Source organism: Spirabiliibacterium falconis, assembly GCF_014885015.1.
Taxonomy (GTDB): Bacteria; Pseudomonadota; Gammaproteobacteria; order Enterobacterales; family Pasteurellaceae; genus Spirabiliibacterium; species Spirabiliibacterium falconis.
Genome location: NZ_JABMIJ010000017.1, coordinates 53512 through 74411, shown reverse-complemented (window position 1 = coordinate 74411; position 20900 = coordinate 53512). Strand labels below are relative to the sequence as shown.

General features: G+C 43.6%; 19 protein-coding genes. 11 read left to right on the top strand and 8 right to left on the bottom strand.

The annotated features are described in order from the left end of the window. The first annotated feature begins 56 nt into the window (after positions 1 to 56). The 5 genes from rraB (at position 57) to HPC40_RS08580 (ending at position 5547) form a co-directional block, all read left to right on the top strand. A complete protein-coding gene (gene rraB, locus HPC40_RS08600; RefSeq protein ID WP_208119084.1) occupies positions 57 to 455 on the top strand; it encodes a ribonuclease E inhibitor RraB in 399 nt (132 codons plus the stop codon). 148 nt (positions 456 to 603) lie between these two features. Next, positions 604 to 1314: a helix-turn-helix transcriptional regulator gene (locus HPC40_RS08595; protein WP_208119083.1), complete on the top strand. Its 711-nt coding sequence runs from the start codon at positions 604 to 606 to the stop codon at positions 1312 to 1314. Positions 1315 to 1316: 2 nt separating this feature from the next. Continuing rightward, the gene (locus HPC40_RS08590; protein ID WP_208119082.1) at positions 1317 to 2279 is read left to right on the top strand and encodes a sugar phosphate isomerase/epimerase family protein; all 963 of its coding nucleotides are present in this window, start codon (positions 1317 to 1319) and stop codon (positions 2277 to 2279) included. Positions 2280 to 2291: 12 nt separating this feature from the next. Next, positions 2292 to 3539, top strand: a complete 1248-nt coding sequence (locus HPC40_RS08585; RefSeq protein WP_208119081.1) for an MFS transporter — start codon at positions 2292 to 2294, stop codon at positions 3537 to 3539. A 91-nt stretch (positions 3540 to 3630) separates the two neighbouring features. Further along, entirely contained in the window at positions 3631 to 5547 is a 1917-nt protein-coding gene (locus tag HPC40_RS08580) for an ABC transporter ATP-binding protein (protein WP_208119080.1), read from the top strand. On the opposite strand, the gene HPC40_RS08575 is transcribed toward HPC40_RS08580, so the two are convergent. From HPC40_RS08575 to recA, 3 genes are all read right to left on the bottom strand, one after another. Continuing rightward, positions 5544 to 6029: a GNAT family N-acetyltransferase gene (locus HPC40_RS08575; RefSeq protein ID WP_208119079.1), complete on the bottom strand. Its 486-nt coding sequence runs from the start codon at positions 6027 to 6029 to the stop codon at positions 5544 to 5546. The two genes, HPC40_RS08580 and HPC40_RS08575, sit on opposite strands and share 4 nt — an antisense overlap. A 105-nt stretch (positions 6030 to 6134) precedes the next feature. Further along, positions 6135 to 6578 carry a recombination regulator RecX gene (gene recX / locus HPC40_RS08570; RefSeq protein ID WP_208119078.1) on the bottom strand — a complete coding sequence of 148 codons (444 nt, stop codon included), beginning with the start codon at positions 6576 to 6578 and terminating at the stop codon, positions 6135 to 6137. A 44-nt stretch (positions 6579 to 6622) separates the two neighbouring features. Then, positions 6623 to 7681: a recombinase RecA gene (gene recA, locus HPC40_RS08565; protein WP_208119077.1), complete on the bottom strand. Its 1059-nt coding sequence runs from the start codon at positions 7679 to 7681 to the stop codon at positions 6623 to 6625. 183 nt (positions 7682 to 7864) lie between these two features. Between recA and mutS the strand changes: the two genes are divergently transcribed. From mutS to HPC40_RS08550, 3 genes are all read left to right on the top strand, one after another. Then, complete coding sequence (gene mutS, locus HPC40_RS08560; protein WP_208119076.1) at positions 7865 to 10444, top strand: DNA mismatch repair protein MutS; 2580 nt, start codon at positions 7865 to 7867, stop codon at positions 10442 to 10444. A gap of 11 nt (positions 10445 to 10455) precedes the next feature. Further along, a complete protein-coding gene (locus HPC40_RS08555) occupies positions 10456 to 11313 on the top strand; it encodes a DUF808 domain-containing protein (RefSeq protein ID WP_208119075.1) in 858 nt (285 codons plus the stop codon). 171 nt (positions 11314 to 11484) lie between these two features. Continuing rightward, positions 11485 to 13866, top strand: coding sequence for a polysaccharide lyase 8 family protein (locus tag HPC40_RS08550; RefSeq protein WP_208119074.1), 2382 nt, complete (start codon positions 11485 to 11487; stop codon positions 13864 to 13866). A 40-nt stretch (positions 13867 to 13906) separates the two neighbouring features. Here the strand turns inward: HPC40_RS08550 and HPC40_RS08545 are convergent, their stop codons facing one another. The 4 genes from HPC40_RS08545 to rpe are packed head-to-tail and all read right to left on the bottom strand — an operon-like array spanning position 13907 to position 17019. Beyond that, positions 13907 to 14650 carry a phosphatase gene (locus HPC40_RS08545; RefSeq protein ID WP_208119073.1) on the bottom strand — a complete coding sequence of 248 codons (744 nt, stop codon included), beginning with the start codon at positions 14648 to 14650 and terminating at the stop codon, positions 13907 to 13909. Between the two features lie 3 nt (positions 14651 to 14653). Further along, complete coding sequence (gene trpS, locus HPC40_RS08540; RefSeq protein ID WP_208119072.1) at positions 14654 to 15658, bottom strand: tryptophan--tRNA ligase; 1005 nt, start codon at positions 15656 to 15658, stop codon at positions 14654 to 14656. 15 nt (positions 15659 to 15673) lie between these two features. Beyond that, positions 15674 to 16336: a phosphoglycolate phosphatase gene (locus tag HPC40_RS08535; protein ID WP_208119071.1), complete on the bottom strand. Its 663-nt coding sequence runs from the start codon at positions 16334 to 16336 to the stop codon at positions 15674 to 15676. An 11-nt stretch (positions 16337 to 16347) separates the two neighbouring features. Further along, positions 16348 to 17019: a ribulose-phosphate 3-epimerase gene (gene rpe, locus HPC40_RS08530; protein WP_208119070.1), complete on the bottom strand. Its 672-nt coding sequence runs from the start codon at positions 17017 to 17019 to the stop codon at positions 16348 to 16350. Positions 17020 to 17120: 101 nt separating this feature from the next. On the opposite strand from rpe, the gene yqfB reads away from it, so the two are divergent. After that, positions 17121 to 17444, top strand: coding sequence for a N(4)-acetylcytidine aminohydrolase (gene yqfB, locus HPC40_RS08525; protein ID WP_208119069.1), 324 nt, complete (start codon positions 17121 to 17123; stop codon positions 17442 to 17444). 12 nt (positions 17445 to 17456) lie between these two features. On the opposite strand, the gene HPC40_RS08520 is transcribed toward yqfB, so the two are convergent. Next, positions 17457 to 18119 carry a trimeric intracellular cation channel family protein gene (locus HPC40_RS08520; RefSeq protein ID WP_208119068.1) on the bottom strand — a complete coding sequence of 221 codons (663 nt, stop codon included), beginning with the start codon at positions 18117 to 18119 and terminating at the stop codon, positions 17457 to 17459. A gap of 118 nt (positions 18120 to 18237) precedes the next feature. Here HPC40_RS08520 and HPC40_RS08515 point away from each other — a divergent pair, with 118 nt between their 5' ends. After that, the gene (locus tag HPC40_RS08515) at positions 18238 to 19479 is read left to right on the top strand and encodes an MFS transporter (RefSeq protein WP_235972370.1); all 1242 of its coding nucleotides are present in this window, start codon (positions 18238 to 18240) and stop codon (positions 19477 to 19479) included. A 144-nt stretch (positions 19480 to 19623) separates the two neighbouring features. After that, positions 19624 to 20886: an NRAMP family divalent metal transporter gene (locus HPC40_RS08510; protein WP_235972367.1), complete on the top strand. Its 1263-nt coding sequence runs from the start codon at positions 19624 to 19626 to the stop codon at positions 20884 to 20886. Positions 20887 to 20900 lie beyond the last annotated feature (14 nt).

Genomic DNA, 20900 nt, shown 5'->3' with positions numbered 1-20900 from the left:
TTGAGAAAAAGAGAACCGCACTTTACAATACAGCATTCACGCAATAGGAGAGTATTATGAACGAGCAACAACGCCAGCAAGAAACACGCCAAATTATTACCGATTTATTGAATGATGGCAGCGATCCGAGAGCACTTTATATTATTGAACATCATGTTTCTCATGAGGATTTTGACAAACTCGAAAAAATTGCTGTTGATGCCTTTAAAGCGGGTTTTGAGGTGTCTGAGGCGGAAGAAATGGAAGATGAGCAAGGCAATGTGTTGTTTTGTTTTGATATTATCAGCGAAATAGAACTCAATGCGGAGCTGATCGACGTGCAACAAGCCCAACTATTGCCGTTGATTGCTAAACATCATGGGCACTACGATGGTTGGGGGACGTATTTTGAAGATCCGAATGCCGATGAGGATGAATATGGTAGTGATGGTGAGTTTTTTGATGAAGAGGATTGATTTATAGTCGCTTAAGTATGCTAAGTGTTGATCTAACATACTCAAAAAAATGTTAGATCTTTATCACATAATCAAAAAAATTTTATTTACATAGCTATTCATATAAAAAATAATTGAGTCAAATTCATTGATGTGATTATTTTTTAGTATGACTTCACCTAATTCTATCGATTTTCCTATCTTAAAAACCCCATTAACACGGGTAGATAAGCTCATTTTGCAATCATATGAGCCAGTGTTAGCGATGCTCAAAAATTTTTTAGGCGAGCAGTGTGAAGCAGTTTTGCATTCTTTAGATGATTTACACCATTCCGTCATTAACATTGTTAATCCGCACTTAACGGGGCGGCGAATTGGCTCACCGATTACAAATACGGCATTGCAAATGTTGAAAAAAATGAATGAGGAACATGTTTTTGTGACCGAGTCTTATTTTACCCATACCAAATCGGGGCAAAAAATGCGCTCAATTACACAGGCTATTATTGGGGAAAATGAACGTGTTATTGGGCTGTTATGTGTCAATTTAAATCTTGATACATCGTTGAACCAATTTATGTCATTTTTATTAACGCCTAATCAAAGCTCTAAGCCAATGGTTGAGCAGGCTATTGAACAGGAACAGTTTGCGGAAAGTATTGATGATCTCTTTACTCAAACTATTTCAAAGGTATTAGAAGATATTCATACTCGTTCCGATATAACAGCAAATAATAAAAATAAAGTCATTATTAGCCGATTATATTCACAAGGGTTGTTCGAATTAAAAGGGGCGGTAAAAATCGTCGCAACAATCTTAAATATTTCACAGCATACTGTCTATTTGCATCTTAGAAACCAGAAATCTAAGGAGGTATAAGTATGAAAATTGGGCTTGAGACGGAATCTTGCCATTTGCTTTTTCAACATGGAAAAATGGATGTTTTTTCATTTATTGATACTGCTTGGGAATTAGGGCTAGATGGTGTTGAGTTAAATATTATTCCAGACTTGAATTTACATCCTGAATTAGGTGTTTTAGAGAGTGATGATAAAGCCTATTTACATCGCATAAGAGAAAAACTTGAACGCTATAATTTATATTGTGAAATCGATACGCGTTTTTGTCATAAAGAGAGTTTATTACGAGGATTAAAAATTGCCAATGAATTAGGTGCTGATGTGGTGAGAACTTATGTCAGTAATGGTAATTTTAATCCTGAAAGAATGGCTCTTGCACCAGCACAGTTAAAAGAAATTGTCCCTTATTTAAAAAAATATCGCATTAAATTAGCACTTGAAAATCATGAACATGAAACATCGGATGAAATCATCAATATTATTAAAGCGGTAAATAGTATTTGGGTAGGTGCGCATTGTGATATTGGCAATTCAATGATGGCGTGGGAAGATCCTGTTGCGGCGGTAACCGCACTTGCACCTTATACATATTCAACGCATTTTAAAGATCATATTATTACCCTGCACGATGATATTCCAGTTGTGTGTGGCGTGCCGATTGGTAAAGGCAGTATTGATATTGATACGTGCTTTAAATTATTAGTAGATCACTCACCTGTTACACGCATTAATATTGAAAACTGTTATCCATATTGTGCGAAATTTGCACGCCCTATTGGCACTGGGGGCGTAAGGCATTTAGACGGTGCATTTGAAATAAAACCACCACCATTTTCCCCCGATTTTATCAAACCACTGGACTATTATTATCCACACACTATATCACAGGAGGCACTGGACACATTAACGCAAGCGCAAATCAACGCATTACACATTTCAATAGGTGCATTAAATAAATTGAAGCAAAAATATTGTGCATGTTAAGGGAGAAATCGTATGACTATACGGGAAGGACTTTTTACCAATAAATGGGTTCAACTGGGCTTTTTAGTGTTAGGCGGAGGAACAGTTTATAAATTATCCAGTATTAAAGATGTATTTTATGTGCCGATGCAGCAGGATTGGGGGCTAACCAATACCCAAATTGGTTTGGGATTTACGGTGTATGCGATAGTGCAAACCATTGGTTACTTCTTTTCGATGTATATGGCAGATCGCTATTCTAAAAAATATTTATTACCAGCGGGATTGCTTGGCGTTGCATTGTGCGGGGCTTATTTAACGACGTTGCCCGATTTTATGGGGTATCTTATTGCCTTTGGTGGTTTAGCCTTTTTTGGTGAGGTTGTCTATTGGCCTGTTTTGCTTAAAGCGGTACGATTATTAGGCACAAAAGAAGAGCAAGGGCGATTATTTGGCTTTTTAGAAGCGGGTCGCGGTGTAGTTGATGTGATTGTGGCATTTGGTGCGTTAGCAGTATTTGTCTGGTTTGGTGAAGGGAAAATTGGTATGCAAGCTGGGCTTATTTACTACACCATTATGACCGCACTTGTTGGTGTAATCACCTATTTCTTAGTCGATGATGACGATAAATTACACGTTGAAGGTAATGCAGCGAATGCACAAGTGTTTTCTGGCATCTTGTATGTCATCAAAGACGTGAATACATGGCTGGCTGCTTTTGTCATTTTCTTCGTTTATTCTACTTATACAGGATTAACATACTTTATTCCGTTTTTAAAAGATATTTATGGCTTGCCTGTTGCCTTGGTTGGTGCATACGGCATTATCAATCAATATGGCTTAAAAATGGTGGGTGGCCCTGTTGGTGGCTTTTTATCCGATAAAATCTTCCATTCACCTTTAAAATACTTGCGTATGGCGTTTTTAGTGGCTTTTATTGGCATGCTCCTCTTTATTCAATTACCCCATAGCAGTATGAATGTTTATTTAGGCATGGCAGCGACACTTGGTTTTGGTGCGATTATTTTCACCCAGCGGGCCGTATTTTTTGCACCGATGGAAGAAATCGGAGTACCAAGAGAATATGCGGGCTCTTCAATGGCACTGGGCTGTCTGATCGGTTATATGCCATCAATGTTTGGCTATGCACTTTACGGCTATATGCTTGATACATATCCAGGTATTAGCGGTTACGACAAAGTCTTTTATATTATGTCGTCGTTTAGTTTACTGGGCTTTTTCTGTGCAACCTTGTTGCTTAAACGGCTGAAACAATCATAACCCTATTTATGCTAAGCCTAGCACCGCTAGGCTTTTTCTTATCGTCTCGTTTCGTGATATTATGGCGTTTTTGGTTAATTAAGAGCGAGCAATGATTGCTTTTCAGAATTTAACATTAAAGCGCGGTGTAAATACGTTATTGGAAAATGCCAGCGCAACCATTAATCCAGGACAAAAAGTTGGATTGGTTGGGAAAAATGGCTGTGGTAAGTCCACCTTATTTGCGTTATTGAAAGGGGAGATTAGCCCTGAAAATGGCGATATGCAGCTCCCCAGCCAGTGGGCATTGGCGTGGGTAAATCAAGAAACCCCAGCGTTGGCGATCAGTGCACTAGACTATGTGATTCAAGGCGATCGAGAATATACTGCGTTGACAGAGGCTCTTGCTCAAGCCAATGTGGACAATGACGGAGAGCAAATTGCACTTTTGCACGATAAACTCGATCAGATTGATGCTTGGACAATTCAAGCACGTGCTGCGACATTATTACACGGTTTGGGCTTTGAGACTGCACAATTGCAAAGTGCGGTTAAATCGTTCTCCGGTGGTTGGCGAATGCGCCTGAATTTAGCGCAAGCATTACTGTGTCGCAGTGATCTGCTACTTTTAGATGAACCGACGAACCACTTGGATTTGGATGCCGTGATTTGGCTTGAACGCTGGCTGAGCCGCTATACAGGCACGTTAGTGATCATTTCCCATGACAGAGATTTTCTCGATCCGATAGTGAATAAAATTATCCATATCGAACAACAAAAACTCTTTGAATATACAGGTGATTATTCCTCATTTGAACTTCAGCGCGCGGCTAAATTGGCGCAACAGCAAGCACTGTATCGCCAACAACAGCAAAAAGTGGCTCATCTTCAGCACTATATTGATCGTTTTAAAGCCAAAGCATCAAAAGCAAAACAGGCACAAAGTCGTGTGAAAGCCTTGGAAAAAATGGAGTTAATTGCGCCTGCTTATGTGGACAATCCATTTCGGTTTGCTTTTCGCCCGCCACTGGCATTACCAAACCCGATCATCACCCTTGAAAAAGTGAATGCAGGGTATGGCGATAAAACCATTTTAAATTCGGTCAAATTAAACCTTGTGCCAGGTTCTCGCATTGGTTTATTGGGGCGTAATGGTGCAGGAAAATCCACCTTGATCAAGCTATTAGCTGGCGAGTTGACCGCACTTTCGGGAACGGTGGGGTTAGCGAAAGGGGTGAAACTAGGCTATTTTGCCCAACATCAACTTGACACATTACGTGCCGATGAAAGTGCCCTTTGGCACTTAACCCAGCTTGCGCAAGATAAAACGGAGCAAGAACTGCGTGATTATTTGGGTGGTTTTGCGTTCCATGGTGATAAAGTGAAGCAAGCAGTGCGTGAATTCTCAGGTGGCGAAAAAGCCAGGCTGGTGTTGGCATTGATTGTATGGCAACGTCCCAATTTATTATTACTGGATGAGCCAACTAACCATCTGGATTTGGATATGCGTCAAGCATTAACGGAAGCACTCGTTGATTATCAAGGCTCTCTGGTAGTGGTTTCCCATGATCGTCACTTGTTACGCAACACAGTAGATGATTTTTATTTGGTGCATAAAGGGTGTGTCGAGCCGTTTAATGGCGACATCGCTGATTATCAAAAATGGTTGAGCGACATCAATCTTGAGAGTGATAATACGTCAGAGCAGAACGCGCCAGAGCCAAAAGAAAATAGTGTGAATCGAAAGGCACAAAAACGGCTCGAGGCACAATTACGCCAGCAAACTGCGCCGCTACGCAAACAGTTAGCACAGCTAGAGGATAGATTAAGTGAATTACAACAGCAACTGGCTGAAATTGAGCATCAGTTAACCGATACCGCACTTTATCAAGATGAGAACAAGACCCAGCTGACCGCACTTTTAAGCCAACAAGTGACGGTCAAAAAATCACTCGAAGAAACAGAAAATCAGTGGTTGCAAAGTCAAGAAGCATTAGAGGAGATGCTGGCACAAAGTGCGGTGCATTAGCGGATGCGTCGGCTGAGAACGGAATTACTGCGTTTGCGTTTGATAATAATGCGCCCTACGGCTTGAAAACCTGCTTTACAATAGAGTTGGTAGGCGGATCGGTTTAGCGGATTGACTGCCAGTACGATTTCATTATACTGCGGAGAAAGATTGTAGATGATGGGATCAATTCGTTCTGGACGAAGTGATTCCAACGCAATGCCTTGCCCCTGAAAATCAGGATTGATGGAAAAGGAACGTAATAAAATTGCTTGATTATTTTCAGTATAAGCCAATTTGTGGTGGCTACGATCTAAAATAAAAAAACCAACAGCTTTGTCATCTTTCAAAATAGAAACTGCGGTCATGCCAATTTCAAGCAACAATGTCTGCCCTTCAAACCACTGCCAGGGTTGTAGGGTATATTGTGCTTGTTCTGGAGGCAGTTGATAACTCACGAGATCATCAAAATGCGAAAAATTGTATTTTTCAACGCGAATCATAGCGTATGTAATCGTTCGTTTTCTCTACGATATGTTGATTAAATCAGCATTAAGCCATAAATGAGAAGAGATCGCAAGTAAACTTGGATTCTTTACATAACGCAGCTACTCATCGTATGACTGGCGAATCAAATATGAGAAGTGATCCGCTAAAAAACCGCGATTGGTCATAAATCGCCATGCTTTTTGTTGTGTGTTGAGCTTACCGTCAAAATGCGTGAATTTTTTCTTAAAAACGGTTTCGGCTAGTGCAAACCAATCAAGGTTTAATGATGCAAAACGTTCTGTGATTAGGGCACTTTCGATGCCTTTTTGTTTTAATTCTTGTTGAATGCGTAATGGTCCGTAGCCACGCTGAACACGAGAACGGATAAAACTATCACAAAAGCGTTCATTAGATTGCCAACCACGTTGCTGACAATAGCTCATTACTTCGGCAATAGTGTGTTCGTCAATGGCTTTTTGCTGCATTTTTTGCTGTATCTCTAATGCAGAATAATCACGGTGTGCAAGCAATCCAACGGCGTAATGTAAAGCAGTTTTATCCATAGTGGGTTAGTAGTAAAGTGCGGTTTGACCGCACTTTATGTTATCTAGTCTTCCATAAAATCATCAACGGTATCATTATTGTCAGGCTCAACCGTTGCTGTCAGCGCTTTTTGTGGATTTTCAAGCATGTCTTGACGGAGTTTTTGTTCCATATCTGCAGCAATGGTAGGATTTTCTTTCAAAAACTTAATTGAGTTGGCTTTACCTTGCCCAATTTTTTCATTGTTATAAGAATACCATGCACCTGATTTTTTGGCGATTTTATGTTTGACTGCCAGCTCAAGTAATTCACCTTCGCGTGAAATCCCTTCACCATACATAATTTGAAATTCAGCTTGGCGGAATGGAGCGGCGACTTTATTTTTGACAACTTTCACGCGTGTTTCATTACCAATGACATTATCTCCCTCTTTCACGGCACCTGTGCGACGAATGTCTAAACGCACCGACGCATAGAATTTCAGTGCATTACCACCTGTTGTTGTTTCAGGATTACCGAACATCATGCCGATTTTCATACGAATTTGGTTAATGAATACCACTAAACAATTTGCATTTTTGATGTTACCTGTCAGTTTACGCAGTGCTTGAGACATTAAACGTGCTTGTAGCCCCATATGGGAATCGCCCATATCGCCTTCAATTTCTGCTTTTGGTGTAAGTGCGGCCACCGAGTCAACAATGACAACATCCACCGCACCTGATCGCACCAACGCATCACAAATTTCCAGTGCTTGTTCGCCATTGTCAGGCTGAGACACTAAAAGTGCGGTAACATCTACGCCAAGTTTAGCGGCATAAATAGGATCGAGTGCGTGTTCGGCATCAATAAATGCGCACGTTTTTCCTGCTTTTTGTGCCTCGGCAATCACGGAAAGGGTCAGTGTCGTTTTTCCTGATGACTCAGGGCCATAAATTTCGACGATACGCCCCATCGGAAGACCGCCGATGCCTAATGCTAAATCTAATCCTAATGAGCCTGTTGAAATGGCTTCTACGTCTAAGGTTTTGTTATCGCCCAAGAGCATAATTGCGCCTTTTCCAAATTGCTTTTCAATTTGACCTAATGCGGCTTCAAGTGCCTTTTGTTTGTTCTCGTCCATCTTATCCTCGATACCCACGTTTTTCAGTGTAACATTAATGGTTCTATTATACTGTATAGTTATACAGTATCAAGAGCTAAAATGATCTTTTTTTTATTTTGTGAGCTTGATTCCAAATTGCGATGCTAGATTGTGGGGCAATATCCTAGTATTATTTCATTTTTAATCACTGAAGGTGCGCGCATGTCAAAAGACGATTTAAGTCAACACACGCCTATGATGCAGCAATATTTACGGATTAAAGCGCAAAATCCTGACGTTTTGCTGTTTTATCGTATGGGCGACTTTTATGAACTTTTTTATGATGATGCGAAAAAGGTTTCTCAACTGATTGATATTTCTCTCACTAAGCGGGGACAATCAGCTGGGCAGCCTATTCCCATGGCAGGCGTGCCATATCATGCTGTTGAGGGCTATCTTGCGAAGTTAGTCAATTTGGGGGAATCGGTTGCCATTTGTGAACAAATTGGTGATCCTGCAACGACCAAAGGCCCTGTTGAGCGGCAAGTTGTGCGCATTGTTACACCTGGCACGATCAGTGATGAAGCACTATTACCAGAGCGGCAAGATAATCTCATTGCGGCATTTTTCGCACATAAAAATCAGTACGCACTTGCCACGTTAGATATGGCATCTGGGCGTTTTCAAATCAGCGAGCATAGCGATAAAGCCAGCATTAAATCTGAGCTGCAACGGCTTAATGTAGCGGAATTACTTTATCCTGAAACCTTTGACGATATGGCATTGCTTGAGCCTTATTCAGGATTACGTCGGCGTAGCGAATGGGAGTTTGACTATCAAACAGCCATCGATCGCTTAACGCGTCAGTTTGGTACACAAGATCTCAGTGCATTTGGCGTGCAACATGCAAAGTGCGGTTTGTGTGCTGCTGGGTGTTTGCTACACTATGCACAAGAAACACAACGCACCGCACTTTTGCATATTCAATCCATTTCATTAATTAAATCAAGCGATTATATTGAGCTTGATGTGGCAACCCGACGTAATTTAGAATTAACGCAAAATTTAGGTGGGGGAAGCGAATACACGCTGGCGTGGGTGTTGGATCACTGCATTACCCCGATGGGCAGCCGTTTATTAAAGCGTTGGTTGCATCACCCGATTCGTGATCGTCAGCAGTTATTAAAACGGCAAAATGTGATAAAAGCCTTATTGGCAGAAGAGCTGGTGATGCCGTTGCAGACGGTATTGCGTGATGTGGGGGATATGGAACGTATTTTAGCACGTCTTGCGTTGCGTTCAGCTCGCCCCCGCGATTTCACACGCTTGCGCACCGCACTTGGACAACTGCCTGAAATTAAACGCCTGTTAGATAATGACAATAAACCTGTATTACAAGCGATTTCCGCGAAGATCGAGGATTTTACCGCACTTTTTGATCTCTTGCAGCGAGCAGTGGTGGAAACGCCACCATTATTAATTCGTGATGGCGGTGTGATTGCCGAAGGGTTTAACGCAGAGCTGGACGAATGGCGTGCCTTAAGTGCGGGGGCTACGCAATTTTTGCAAGCGTTAGAGGTGCGTGAGCGGGAAAGCACGGGGCTTGATAGCCTTAAAATTGGCTACAATGCCGTGCATGGCTACTTTATCCAATTAAGCCGCAGCCAAGCACAACGTGCACCCATGCATTATGTGCGTCGCCAAACCTTGAAAAATGCGGAACGTTATATTATCCCTGAATTAAAAACTTACGAAGATAAAGTGTTGAAAGCGAAAGGGGCTGCGTTAGCGTTAGAAAAACGACTCTATGAGGAACTATTTGACCAGCTTTTACCGCACTTAAGTGCCTTGCAGCAATGTGCGGCACAGCTGGCATGGCTAGATGTCCTCTCCAATCTTGCTGAGCGTGCACAAACATTGGATTACAGTGCACCGCACTTTAGCGATCAGCGTATTGTACATATTGAGCAAGGGCGTCATCCTGTGGTGGAGCAGGTAATGACGGCACCGTTTATTGCCAACCCGTTATCATTGGATGAACATCGTCATTTTTTGATTGTAACAGGCCCGAATATGGGGGGAAAAAGCACCTATATGCGTCAAACGGCGTTGATTGTGTTATTAGCCCATATCGGGAGTTTTGTGCCTGCCACACGTGCGGTGATTGGTACGATTGATCGCATTTTTACGCGTATTGGTGCATCAGATGATCTTGCTTCTGGACGCTCCACATTTATGGTAGAAATGACCGAAATGGCGAACATTTTGCACCAAGCAACGGATCACAGTTTAGTCTTAATTGATGAAATTGGGCGTGGAACATCAACCTATGATGGCTTAGCACTTGCATGGGCCTGTGCACAATGGCTTGCACAAAAAGTGCGGTCGCTCACACTGTTTGCTACACATTATTTTGAATTGACGGTCTTGCCTGAGCAATTTAAAGGGGTGTTCAATGTGCATTTAGATGCCCTTGAACACGATAATACCATAGCCTTTATGCACAACGTGCAAGAAGGTGCGGCAAGCAAAAGTTATGGCTTAGCAGTGGCGGCGTTGGCTGGCGTGCCTAAAACGGTGTTAACGCTTGCCCAACAAAAATTGACCGCACTTGAGTCACAGCCAATGCACGCACAACGTGCCGCTGATCTGAAAAATCAGCCACAATTACCATTACAACTGGAGCAAGCTCCAGATGTTATCAGAGCACAACTCGATGCGTTAGAACCTGATGAACTCAGCCCAAAACAGGCGTTGGAAGTACTTTATCAGCTTAAAGCATTGGCGAAAAATCACAATTAATAGGAGAGATTATGGCGTTTGCATCACTTTTAACGCTGTTAGATGACATTACCGCAGTGCTGGATGATGTGGCGTTGATGACGAAAGTCGCTGCGAAAAAAACCGTTGGCGTGGTGGGCGATGATCTTGCGTTGAATGCCAATCAAGTCACAGGTGTGAATGCAGAACGTGAGCTACCTGTGGTATGGGCAGTGGCAAAAGGCTCATTGCTCAATAAGGTCATTTTAGTCCCGTTAGCGTTATTGATTTCTTATTTTTTGCCCAGTGCGATCCCTTATCTTTTAATGGTGGGCGGGGCATATTTGTGTTTTGAGGGCGTAGAGAAAATCGCACACAAACCGAAAAAAACAGCACAAGACGATGAAAGTCATGCCATAGCCCTTACGCCTGAGCAGGAAAAAGTCAAAATCAAAGGTGCAATTCGCACTGATTTTATTCTCTCAGCGGAAATTGTAACGATAGCATTGGGCATGGTAAGCGAGTACACCTTGCTGACGCAAACATTGGTATTGGCATTGATTGCGTTGGGAATGACGGTGTTTGTGTATGGTTTAGTTGGTATTATTGTTAAACTTGATGATATTGGATTGTGGCTGATGCGAAAGCAAAGTGCGGTCAGCCGAGCCGTTGGGCGTGGGCTTATCCAAATAATGCCTTATTTCATGCGGGCGTTGAGCGTGGCAGGCACATTAGCAATGTTTTTGGTTGGTGGCGGGATCATTGTGCATAATCTTGATATTTTGCACCATTTTTTCGCACGATATGCGCTAGATAGCGGATTTTTAAACATTATTGCCACCCTTATTTTCGGCATTCTCTGTGGCGCAGCGATATTGTTGATGACCAAGCTCTGGGCTAAAAAAGCCTAATATCTCTCCACAATAGAAAGTGCGGTCGGCAGAAAGTTGACCGCACTTTTTCTTTGATGAAATGTGACAGTACGCACAAAATAAAGTAAACCCTATGGAATTTAAAACATTGTTTTACTAACATAACAAAAATAAATTTGTGTTATTAAAAAATCAAAATGGGAGTTTACTATGGGGTTAGATCGTCGTTCATTTTTGGCGGGTACGGCAGGAGCGGGGGTATTGTTCGCTTTTTCTGGGGTGTTTAATGCACTAGCAAACGCTCGTCCGCAACTGAATGCAGAGCAATATAACGCACTTTGTACTCGCTGGGGAGATATTATCACGGGGCGCAATTTGCTCAAGGATGGCGATGAACGTTTTGCCAAAGCCATTGCAGGCTTAGATCGCAAAGTGGAAAAAACACTAGCAGATTTAATTCGAGAACCCGATCGCACAAGTGTGTTTAATGAGTTTGATTTAAGTGAAGAGAAATCACCAGCCATCACGAAAACGGCCCGCGCTGCACTTGATTTAGCATTGGGCTGGGCAACACCTGGTTCAAAATTTTATCAAAATGAAGAGGTCTTAAATGATGCTATTGCGGCACTGCGTGATTTCTTGAAATTGCGTTATCACCCAGGGCAAGAGGAATACGGTAACTGGTGGGATTGGGAAAGTGGTGCCTCACGTGCAGTGGGGGATATGATGTGTTTATTGCACGATAAATTACCAACCGATGTGCTGCAAGCTGCCGCTGCTGGGATCAATTTCTTTGTGCCAGATCCGTGGTATTTACGCACAACGAAAGCGGCTGGCTCTGATCATAAAGAAGGCGATAAAACATTGGCCACTGGTGCCAACCGTTTAGATCTTTCGCGCGCCGTGATTTGCGCCGCCCTCGCCACACAAAACCCTGAACGTGTTTATCATGCACTTGAAGGGTTACCTGAAACGTGGAAATTAGTTACCGAAGGCGATGGTTTTTATCAAGATGGTTCGTTCATTCAACATAATACTATTCCTTATACCGGGTCATATGGCGATGTGCTAATCAGTGGGCTTGCCATGTTATTTAGTCTGGTAAGTCATTCTGCCTTTGATGTGCCAGCAAAACAGCTTGAACAAGTGTATTGGACGGTTGATGAAGCATTTATTCCTGTTATTGTAGACGGACAAGTGCTAGATTGCGTACGTGGACGGTCGGTTTCACGCATAACAGAGCCTGCTTCAATGCACGGTGCGTCAATTATGAAAGCGATTTTACAGCTCGCCCAAGGCGCACCTGAGGCGATTGGAAAACGCTGGAAAGGCATCTGTAAAGGCTGGATTGAGCGCAACAGTTATGACCCTCTGGCAAGCAAAGGTGCCATTCCATATCTTGCGTTAGTGGGTGATGCGTTAGCACAAGGTGTCAGTGTGCCAGCGAGTAAAACACCGAAAATGTTTAATTCAATGGATCGCTTAGTACACCGCACGGGATCGTGGTCAATGGCCATTGCCATGTGCAGTAAACGTATTGCATGGTATGAGTGCGGAAATCAAGAAAATGAGTGGGCGTCACGCACAGGATCAGGTATGCGTTATTTATATTTGCCTGATGATATGGGGCAATTTGAAAATGGCTTTTGGCCAACGTTAGACTACGCCGCACCTGTAGGTACAACGGTTGATACGCATCCGCTTGAACGCCAAGCCGCAGGCGAATGGGGACACGAAACGCCTGATAATTTATGGACGGGGGGATTAACCTATAATGGCTTTAGTTTTGCGGGTATGGACTTGATTGGCCCTGATAAAGATGGCTTGCATGCCCGTCGAGTCTGGTTTGGTTCGCCAAACGGTATGCTGGAAATGGTTAGTGATGTGAGCACTCAAGCTGAACAAGCACTTACTGTGGTTGAAGGACGTAATCTTGGTGAAAAATCAGATAAAACATGGGTGATTGATGGAACGAAAGTGCGGTCAGAAACCACACTTGAGTCGCCAAAATGGGCGCATCTTGACGGTGTAGCAGGTTATGTGTTCTTACAATCAGGGACAGTAAAAGCCCATGTGGCAGAACGCACAGGTTCTTGGATTGAAATCAATCCTGCACGCAAATCGGCGGGCACTGAAGATAAACTGAGCCGTCAATGGGCGTCTCTGCACTTTTTGCACGACAAAAAAGGTAGCCCTGCTGCGTGGGTGATTCTGCCACAAGCCAGTTTGGCAGACACGGAAAAACACGCCAAAAACACCCCATTTACGATTGTACAAAATGATGCGAAAGCACAGGTTGTGAAACACGATAATATAACAGCGTGGGCGGTGTGGGAAAAAGGTAACTATGCTGATCTGGCCTTTGAGCAAGCTACGATTGCCTTGTGTGATAACACTGCGGCAGGTTTGCAATTATTGCTCGCCGATCCAACACAAAATGCAGCACAAATCACGGTAGGCGTGAAAGGCGCGTGGGAAGTTGCCAATAATGAGCGTGTGAAAGCGAAGCAAAATGGTGATACAACTGTGTTGACAGTTGACACCAAAGCCCTTGCAGGGCAAGCGGTCGCTGTACAGTTACGCAAAGCCTAATATTAAACGAACAGATAAAGTGCGGTTCAAACCGCACTTTTTATTTGAGGGGAGACAACTCCACAACAGGATTATGCCCACGGGCTTCAAGAAAGTCGAGTACCGCACGCACACTTCGATTGATGATGCGATCAGCTGGAAAATCAATACTCGAGAGCATTGCCCAAGCGTGATCAAAACCACCGAGATAGCTGGCAAAATGAGAATCTGAGCCCAGTGCAATCATCCCGCCTTCATCTAAAATACACTCTGCGATAGCAAGGCAGTTGGGAGCACTACCAATGCGTGAATGCACCAGTGAGGAATTGTTAATTTCCAGAGCCACATTGTGTGCCTTGGCGGCGTGCACCACAGGCGCGATTTCAATAGGAAAGCGTGGATTGCCAGGGTGGGTAATAATATCCACTAAACCACTTTCAATCGTATTGATCAACGCATGGGTGTTGGCGAGTTTATCACCAGCAACAATATCAGGGGCGTGTAATCCTGCCAGAATAATATCGAGGCTGCGCCGCATTTTTTCGTCGCAGTCAATCTCCCCTTGTTTGTTGAGAATATTTGCCTCAATGCCGCGTAAAATGCCTACGCCGTCGATAATGCGAGGGATAATACCAAGGTTTGAAAAATGCCATGGGTGAGGCGAATCCGCTGTGCTCGGCCCGTGATCGGTGGTCGCGAAGAGTTGCACACCGCACTTTTTAGCCTGTGCAACATATTCCAGCAACGTGCTGTACGCATGGGTACTGGCGACAGTGTGCGTATGTAGGTCAACAGGGAAGTGCATGGGTTATTTTTCCGCCACAAATCCAACAGCGTGATAAACCGCACTTAGGGTTTTCGCCGCACGGCTGCGAGCTTTTTCTGCCCCTTCACGAATAATGCGTTCAAGTAATGCTTCGTCGTTGCGGAAGTGGTGGAAGCGTGCTTGTAGCTCGGTGAGCATATTGGAGACTTCATCGGCGACCGCACTTTTGATATGTCCGTACATTTTGCCGTCAAATTCCGCCTCAAGTTCTGCGATAGATTTGCCCGTTACGCCCGAGAGAATATCCAACAAATTGGACACCCCCGCTTTATTTTTAACATCGTATTTCACCACAGGCGGCTCATCGGAATCGGTCACCGCACGCTTAATTTTTTTCGCCACTGCTTTAGGATCTTCGAGTAGCCCAATCACGTTGTTGCGGTTATCGTCAGATTTTGACATTTTTTTCGTCGGATCCAGCAACGACATTACACGTGCGCCTGCTTTCGGGATAAAGGCTTCAGGAATGGCGAAAAGATCGTTATACAGTGCATTAAAACGTTGCCCAATATCGCGTGAAATTTCAAGATGTTGGCGTTGATCGTCGCCAACTGGCACAAGATTGGCTTGATACAGTAAAATATCAGCCGCCATGAGCACAGGATAGGTGAACAAACCAACGTTAACATTTTCTTCGTAACGGGCGGATTTGTCCTTGAACTGCGTCATGCGGTTCATTTCGCCAAAATAGGTGTAGCAGTTGAGCACCCACGCCAGTTGGGTGTGTTCTGGCACATGGGATTGAATAAAAATGGTACTTTTTTCAGGGTCAATACCACAAGCAAGATAGAGTGCAAGCGTGTCAAGCGTGGCTTTGCGCAGCGTGGCAGGATCTTGTCGCACAGTGATGGCGTGCAAATCCACGATGCAAAATAGACAGTCATAGTCGTCTTGCAAATTCGCCCATTGGCGCAGTGCGCCGAGATAGTTTCCAATGGTTAATTCACCTGAGGGTTGAACGCCAGAAAAGACAATAGGTTTGCTCATAATGTATCCTTAAATTTATTTTGCTATATCCAGTAGTTGAGCGAAATCGTCGCATACCCAGTCAGGCTTGGATTCACTAATGGGAATGTTGTAATTATAGCCGTAGGTCAAGCCGACAACGGGGCAACCTGCATTATTCGCCGCCAAAATATCATTGCGCGAGTCGCCCACAAATAGCAGTTGTTTTGGGAATATGCCGAATTTGCCGCATAAATAAAAGAGCGGTGCAGGGTGTGGCTTGATGCTCGGGAGAGATTGCCCGCCTAAGGTTTCGCTAAAAAGGTCGTCAATGCCAAAGGCGTTTAACACAGGCACAACGTGGCGAGTGGGCTTATTGGTGACTACTGCCAAGGTGTAGCCCCGTGCTTTTAACGTTTCCAGTGTTTCTTTCACGTGGGGATAAAGGCGGCTTTTATTACAGATATTTTCCCCATAATAATGCCCAAAGCGTGCTTTAATGTTGGCGACCGCACTTTGGTCCAGGTCTGCGTTTGTCCATGCGATGGCACGGCTAATTAGCACATCTGCACCGTTACCAATCCATGTGAGAACAAGCTCTTCTGGTGCTTGTGGTAAGTTGTGCTCGGCGAGGGCTTGGTTAACCGATAAGGCTAAGTCAGGTAAGCTGTTAACCAATGTGCCGTCTAAATCAAATCCAATCAGTTTAAATTGACTCATAATACTCTCTATTATTTTTTCACTTGTGCGAGATTGGCACGCATGGCGTCAATCACGGATTTATAATCATCTTGCTCGAAAATGGCAGAGCCTGCCACAAACATATCAGCACCCGCTTGTGCGATTTCAGCAATATTCGCCACTTTTACGCCACCGTCCACTTCAAGGCGGATGTCAAAGCCACTGGCATCAATGCGTTTACGCACCTGCTGGAGTTTTTCCAATGTGCTTGGAATAAATGACTGCCCGCCGAAACCGGGGTTGACCGACATCAGCAAAATGACATCGAGTTTATCCATCACATAATCAAGATAACTCAGCGGTGTGGCAGGGTTAAACACTAGTCCTGCTTTGCAGCCACAATCACGAATTAATTGCAAAGTGCGGTCGATATGTTCGCTTGCCTCAGGGTGGAACGTAATGTAATTCGCCCCCGCCTTGGCAAAATCAGGAATGAGGCGATCGACGGGCTTAACCATCAAATGCACATCAATGGGTGCGGTGATGCCATAATCACGCAACGCTTTGCACACTTGTGGTCCAAAGGTTAAATTCGGCACGTAGTGATTGTCCATTACATCAAAGTGAATCACATCGGCGCCCGCACGCAAAACCTCGGCGACATCATCACCAAGACGCGCTAAATCTGCTGATAAAATAGACGGAGCGATTAAATATTGCATAGTGTACCTGTATGATTTTTCAAAACGCGTTAAGATAAACAGTTTACTACGTTAGGCAAATAGTGTGAAATAAATTCATCTCATTAAGCAAGGAGTTTTTTATGGCATTTGATCCAAGCCAAATCACCTTTTTTGCGCGTTTTGAGCGCGATATTCTCGCGGGACGCAAAACCATCACTATTCGCAACCGTGATGAAAAAGACTATATTCCGAACACCCTAGTGGATGTTCGCACGTTTGAAGCAGGGCGTTGGTTTGCCAAAATTCGCATTTTAAGTGTAACACCGATTAGCTTTGATGCGATCAATGATGAGCATGCCAAACAAGAAAATATGACGCTTGACCAGTTAAAATCGGTGATTAGCGACATTTACCCCAATGAAACCGCACTTTATGTTTTGACCTTTGAGGTGGTAGCACGCTAAAGTAACGTGTGGTCATTTTTTGCGATTTTTGCGCCATTTTTTTAATAATGGCTCGCTGTGAATAGGCTCTTCTTGATAGTCGAATACGGGCAGCGATAAGCGAAAATAAATTGCCAGTAAACGCAACCCAAACCCTGCTAGCAGTGTGATGATGACCACCAAATCGTGTGGTACACCAAAGTGCGGTAGCCCCCAATAAATGGCGGCAGAGAGCATCGCAATGCTGGCATAGAGTTCTTTTTGAAAGACGAGCGGAATGCGGTTGCACAACAAATCACGCAGCACACCACCAAATGCCCCAGTAATGACGGCGGCCACAGAGGCAATGATAAAGCCGTGCCCCATGCTAAGTGCCACTTGCGCACCGATGATAGAAAAGACGATAAGCCCAAGTGCATCCAGCACTAAAAAGACGGTGCGAAAATAGCGCATCAGTGGTGCGGTGAACACAGTTGCCACCGCAGCTCCAGCCACGATGAGAATATAATGTGGATGGGCCACCCAGCCAAGCGGATAGTGCCCAAGCAGCATATCCCGAATCGAGCCTCCACCAATGGCGGTCATCGAGGCGATAATAATGACGCCAAAGAGATCCATTTTCTCACGCCCCGCCGCCAGTGCGCCTGTTATGGCTTCTGCGGTTATCCCAATGATGTATAAAATGCTCAGTAGCATACATTTCACCTCAATTATTAAGCGCATAGACTAAAACGAAATGCCCGAAAAATAAAGTGAAAAGTGCGGTTTGGCATGTGGTATGGGATTGATTTTGTGATCTTAGGCGAACTTTGTGATGTTAGAGATGGATAGGTGGTTTTTTATCCGTTATGATGTGAAAAAAATGTTAATGGCATATGCTATGATTCACGTTAAAACCCAAGCCTATTGGCGAGCGACCGCACTTTTATCGCTTTCATCGTTTTTGGTGTTCTGTAACCTTTACACGGTGCAACCCTTGTTATCGATGTTTGCTGAGCGTTATCAAATAGGTATTCAGGTGGCAAACTGGATTTTTGCCTCCGCATCGTTGGGCATGAGTTTGTGTTTGATTCCATGGGCGATTTTGGCGGATCGCTATGGACGTCGTTTGGTCATGATCATCAGCCTCAGTTTGACCGCACTTTTTACATTTTCACTGATCTTTAGCCATTCTACCTACCTGTGGATTGTGTTGCGCTTTTTGCAAGGCGTGGCGTTGGCAGGGCTGCCTGCTGTGGCGGTGGCGTATATTAGTGAAGAATTTGAAGCCAACGCAGTGGTTGCGGCGGTGGGGATTTATATCGCAGCGAATTCCATTGGGGGGATTTCAGGACGGTTGATTGGCGGCTTTTTGGCGCAGTGGTTTGATATACATGCACCGATGGTGTTTACAGGCGTGATCACGCTCATCGGAGCATTATTGACCGCACTTTATCTTCCACGAGAGCAGCATTTTTCCCCCCAAGCCTTAGGTGTGAGGACTATTTTTGCCAATTTATGTGGGCATATTAAAAACCCATTGCTGTGGCGGACGTTTATTATTAGTGGCATTTGTTTTGGTATGTTCATTAATCTTTATTCCGTAGTGGGGTTGCGGCTACAAAATAGCCCATGGCATTTAAGTACCTCTCAGGTGTCGATGCTCTTTTTGTGCTATCTTTCAGGGACGTTTGCTGCGTCAATGGCGGGGCGTTTTAGCCGTCGTTTTAATGCACCACGCGGTATGCTGATTGGTTGGGTTATTTTGATGTGTGGCATTGGTTTTTTGGCAAGTTCGTCGCTGTGGTTGATGGTATTCGGTTTATTGATTTGTGCTGTTGGCTTTTTCTTTACTCATGCACTTGCCAGTGCGTGGGTTGGCAAGAGTGCTAAAAATGCGCGTGCACTTGCCAGTGCACTTTACCTTTCTTGTTATTACCTTGGCGCCAGTTTTGGTGGTGATTATTTACTGGCAGTATGGCAGCATGCGCCATGGCATTGGGTGCCGTTTGCAGCGATGGGATTATTATTAATTGTGTTATGGCTAATATTGGGGTTGCACAAGGCGTGTAAATAAAACATTACATTATTGTTTTTGGATTAAAAAAGTTTAATATGATATTGAATATTCCTATGCTAGTCGGTAGAATTTTGTATCCTATATGGAAATGAGATGTAAATAATAATATACAATTTTAAACTGACGATATTAGGATATTCTATGACGAAGGAACTCAATGACGTAGCTTCTTATTCTGCTCTACGTTACCGCATCAAGGCATTTGGACCCGGTATTTTAATGGCATCTGCCGCAATTGGCGGTTCACATCTTATAGCTTCTACGCAAGCTGGAGCAATTTATGGCTGGCAGCTTGCACTGATTATTGTACTTGCGAATTTTCTTAAATATCCCTTTTTTCGTTTTGGTACGCAATATACGTTAGAAACGGGGGAAACACTACTTGATGGCTATATGAAAAAAGGTAAAGTCTATATTTGGGCCTTTTTGATCACGAATGTGATTATGAGCGTAGTGAATATTGCGGCAATATCGTTGTTATGTGCGGTGATTATGGGGTTTCTGTTGCCTTTCAATGCGGATATTCCTGTTTTGACGGTCTGTGTGATGATAATTAGCACCTTGATCCTCGTGTTTGGCAAATACCGTGTTCTTGATAGTATCTCCAAAGTTATTATGTTGACATTAACGATTGCGACAGTGATTGCCGTTGTTATTGCATTGAGTCGCGGTGCTGTGGCTTCTGCGGATTATATTGGTCCAAGCCCTTGGAATATGGGGGCATTAGGTTTTATTGTTGCACTTATGGGATGGATGCCAGCGCCAATGGATATTACGGTATTTAATTCTATGTGGGTGGCAGCTAAACGACGTTTAATGCCTGTGTCTTATCGTGAGGGAATGTTAGATTTTAACGTTGGTTATATAACAACCGCACTTTTAGCTCTTATTTTTCTCGCATTAGGCGCATTAGTACAGTATGGTGCGGGCGAAACAGTACAAATTGCAGGTGCGCAATATGTTGGGCAATTAATTAATATGTATGTTGTTACCATTGGCGAGTGGGCTCGCATTTTGATTGCTTTTATTGCATTTATGTGTATTTTTGGAACCACGCTGGCTGTCATTGATGGGTATTCCCGTGGCACTCTAGAAAGCATTCGAATTATGTTAAGGAAAAAACAGAGCCGCCCAACTTATGTGAATTCAGTGATTATTTTAAATGTGATTGCAGCATTAATTTTGGTTTTTTTCTTCAAAAATGCACTGGGACCAATGTTAAAATTTGCGATGATTATGTCCTTTGTATTCGCACCAGTTTATGCAAGCCTAAATTTTACCTTAGTGCGAACGGGTGAACATCGTGTTACAGGCTGGCTGTATTGGTTATCGGTAATTGGATTGCTTTATTTGGTTGGATTTTCGCTTTTCTTTATCATACAACAGATTGGTTTGTTGGACTAAAACAATAAAAGTGC

Coding starts and splice junctions, on each gene's coding strand:
- rraB (WP_208119084.1), top strand. CDS start 57: ATGAACGAGCAACAACGCCAGCAAGAAACACGCCAAATTATTACCGAT.
- HPC40_RS08595 (WP_208119083.1), top strand. CDS start 604: ATGACTTCACCTAATTCTATCGATTTTCCTATCTTAAAAACCCCATTA.
- HPC40_RS08590 (WP_208119082.1), top strand. CDS start 1,317: ATGAAAATTGGGCTTGAGACGGAATCTTGCCATTTGCTTTTTCAACAT.
- HPC40_RS08585 (WP_208119081.1), top strand. CDS start 2,292: ATGACTATACGGGAAGGACTTTTTACCAATAAATGGGTTCAACTGGGC.
- HPC40_RS08580 (WP_208119080.1), top strand. CDS start 3,631: ATGATTGCTTTTCAGAATTTAACATTAAAGCGCGGTGTAAATACGTTA.
- HPC40_RS08575 (WP_208119079.1), bottom strand. CDS start 6,029: ATGATTCGCGTTGAAAAATACAATTTTTCGCATTTTGATGATCTCGTG.
- recX (WP_208119078.1), bottom strand. CDS start 6,578: ATGGATAAAACTGCTTTACATTACGCCGTTGGATTGCTTGCACACCGT.
- recA (WP_208119077.1), bottom strand. CDS start 7,681: ATGGACGAGAACAAACAAAAGGCACTTGAAGCCGCATTAGGTCAAATT.
- mutS (WP_208119076.1), top strand. CDS start 7,865: ATGTCAAAAGACGATTTAAGTCAACACACGCCTATGATGCAGCAATAT.
- HPC40_RS08555 (WP_208119075.1), top strand. CDS start 10,456: ATGGCGTTTGCATCACTTTTAACGCTGTTAGATGACATTACCGCAGTG.
- HPC40_RS08550 (WP_208119074.1), top strand. CDS start 11,485: ATGGGGTTAGATCGTCGTTCATTTTTGGCGGGTACGGCAGGAGCGGGG.
- HPC40_RS08545 (WP_208119073.1), bottom strand. CDS start 14,650: ATGCACTTCCCTGTTGACCTACATACGCACACTGTCGCCAGTACCCAT.
- trpS (WP_208119072.1), bottom strand. CDS start 15,658: ATGAGCAAACCTATTGTCTTTTCTGGCGTTCAACCCTCAGGTGAATTA.
- HPC40_RS08535 (WP_208119071.1), bottom strand. CDS start 16,336: ATGAGTCAATTTAAACTGATTGGATTTGATTTAGACGGCACATTGGTT.
- rpe (WP_208119070.1), bottom strand. CDS start 17,019: ATGCAATATTTAATCGCTCCGTCTATTTTATCAGCAGATTTAGCGCGT.
- yqfB (WP_208119069.1), top strand. CDS start 17,121: ATGGCATTTGATCCAAGCCAAATCACCTTTTTTGCGCGTTTTGAGCGC.
- HPC40_RS08520 (WP_208119068.1), bottom strand. CDS start 18,119: ATGCTACTGAGCATTTTATACATCATTGGGATAACCGCAGAAGCCATA.
- HPC40_RS08515 (WP_235972370.1), top strand. CDS start 18,238: ATGTTAGAGATGGATAGGTGGTTTTTTATCCGTTATGATGTGAAAAAA.
- HPC40_RS08510 (WP_235972367.1), top strand. CDS start 19,624: ATGACGAAGGAACTCAATGACGTAGCTTCTTATTCTGCTCTACGTTAC.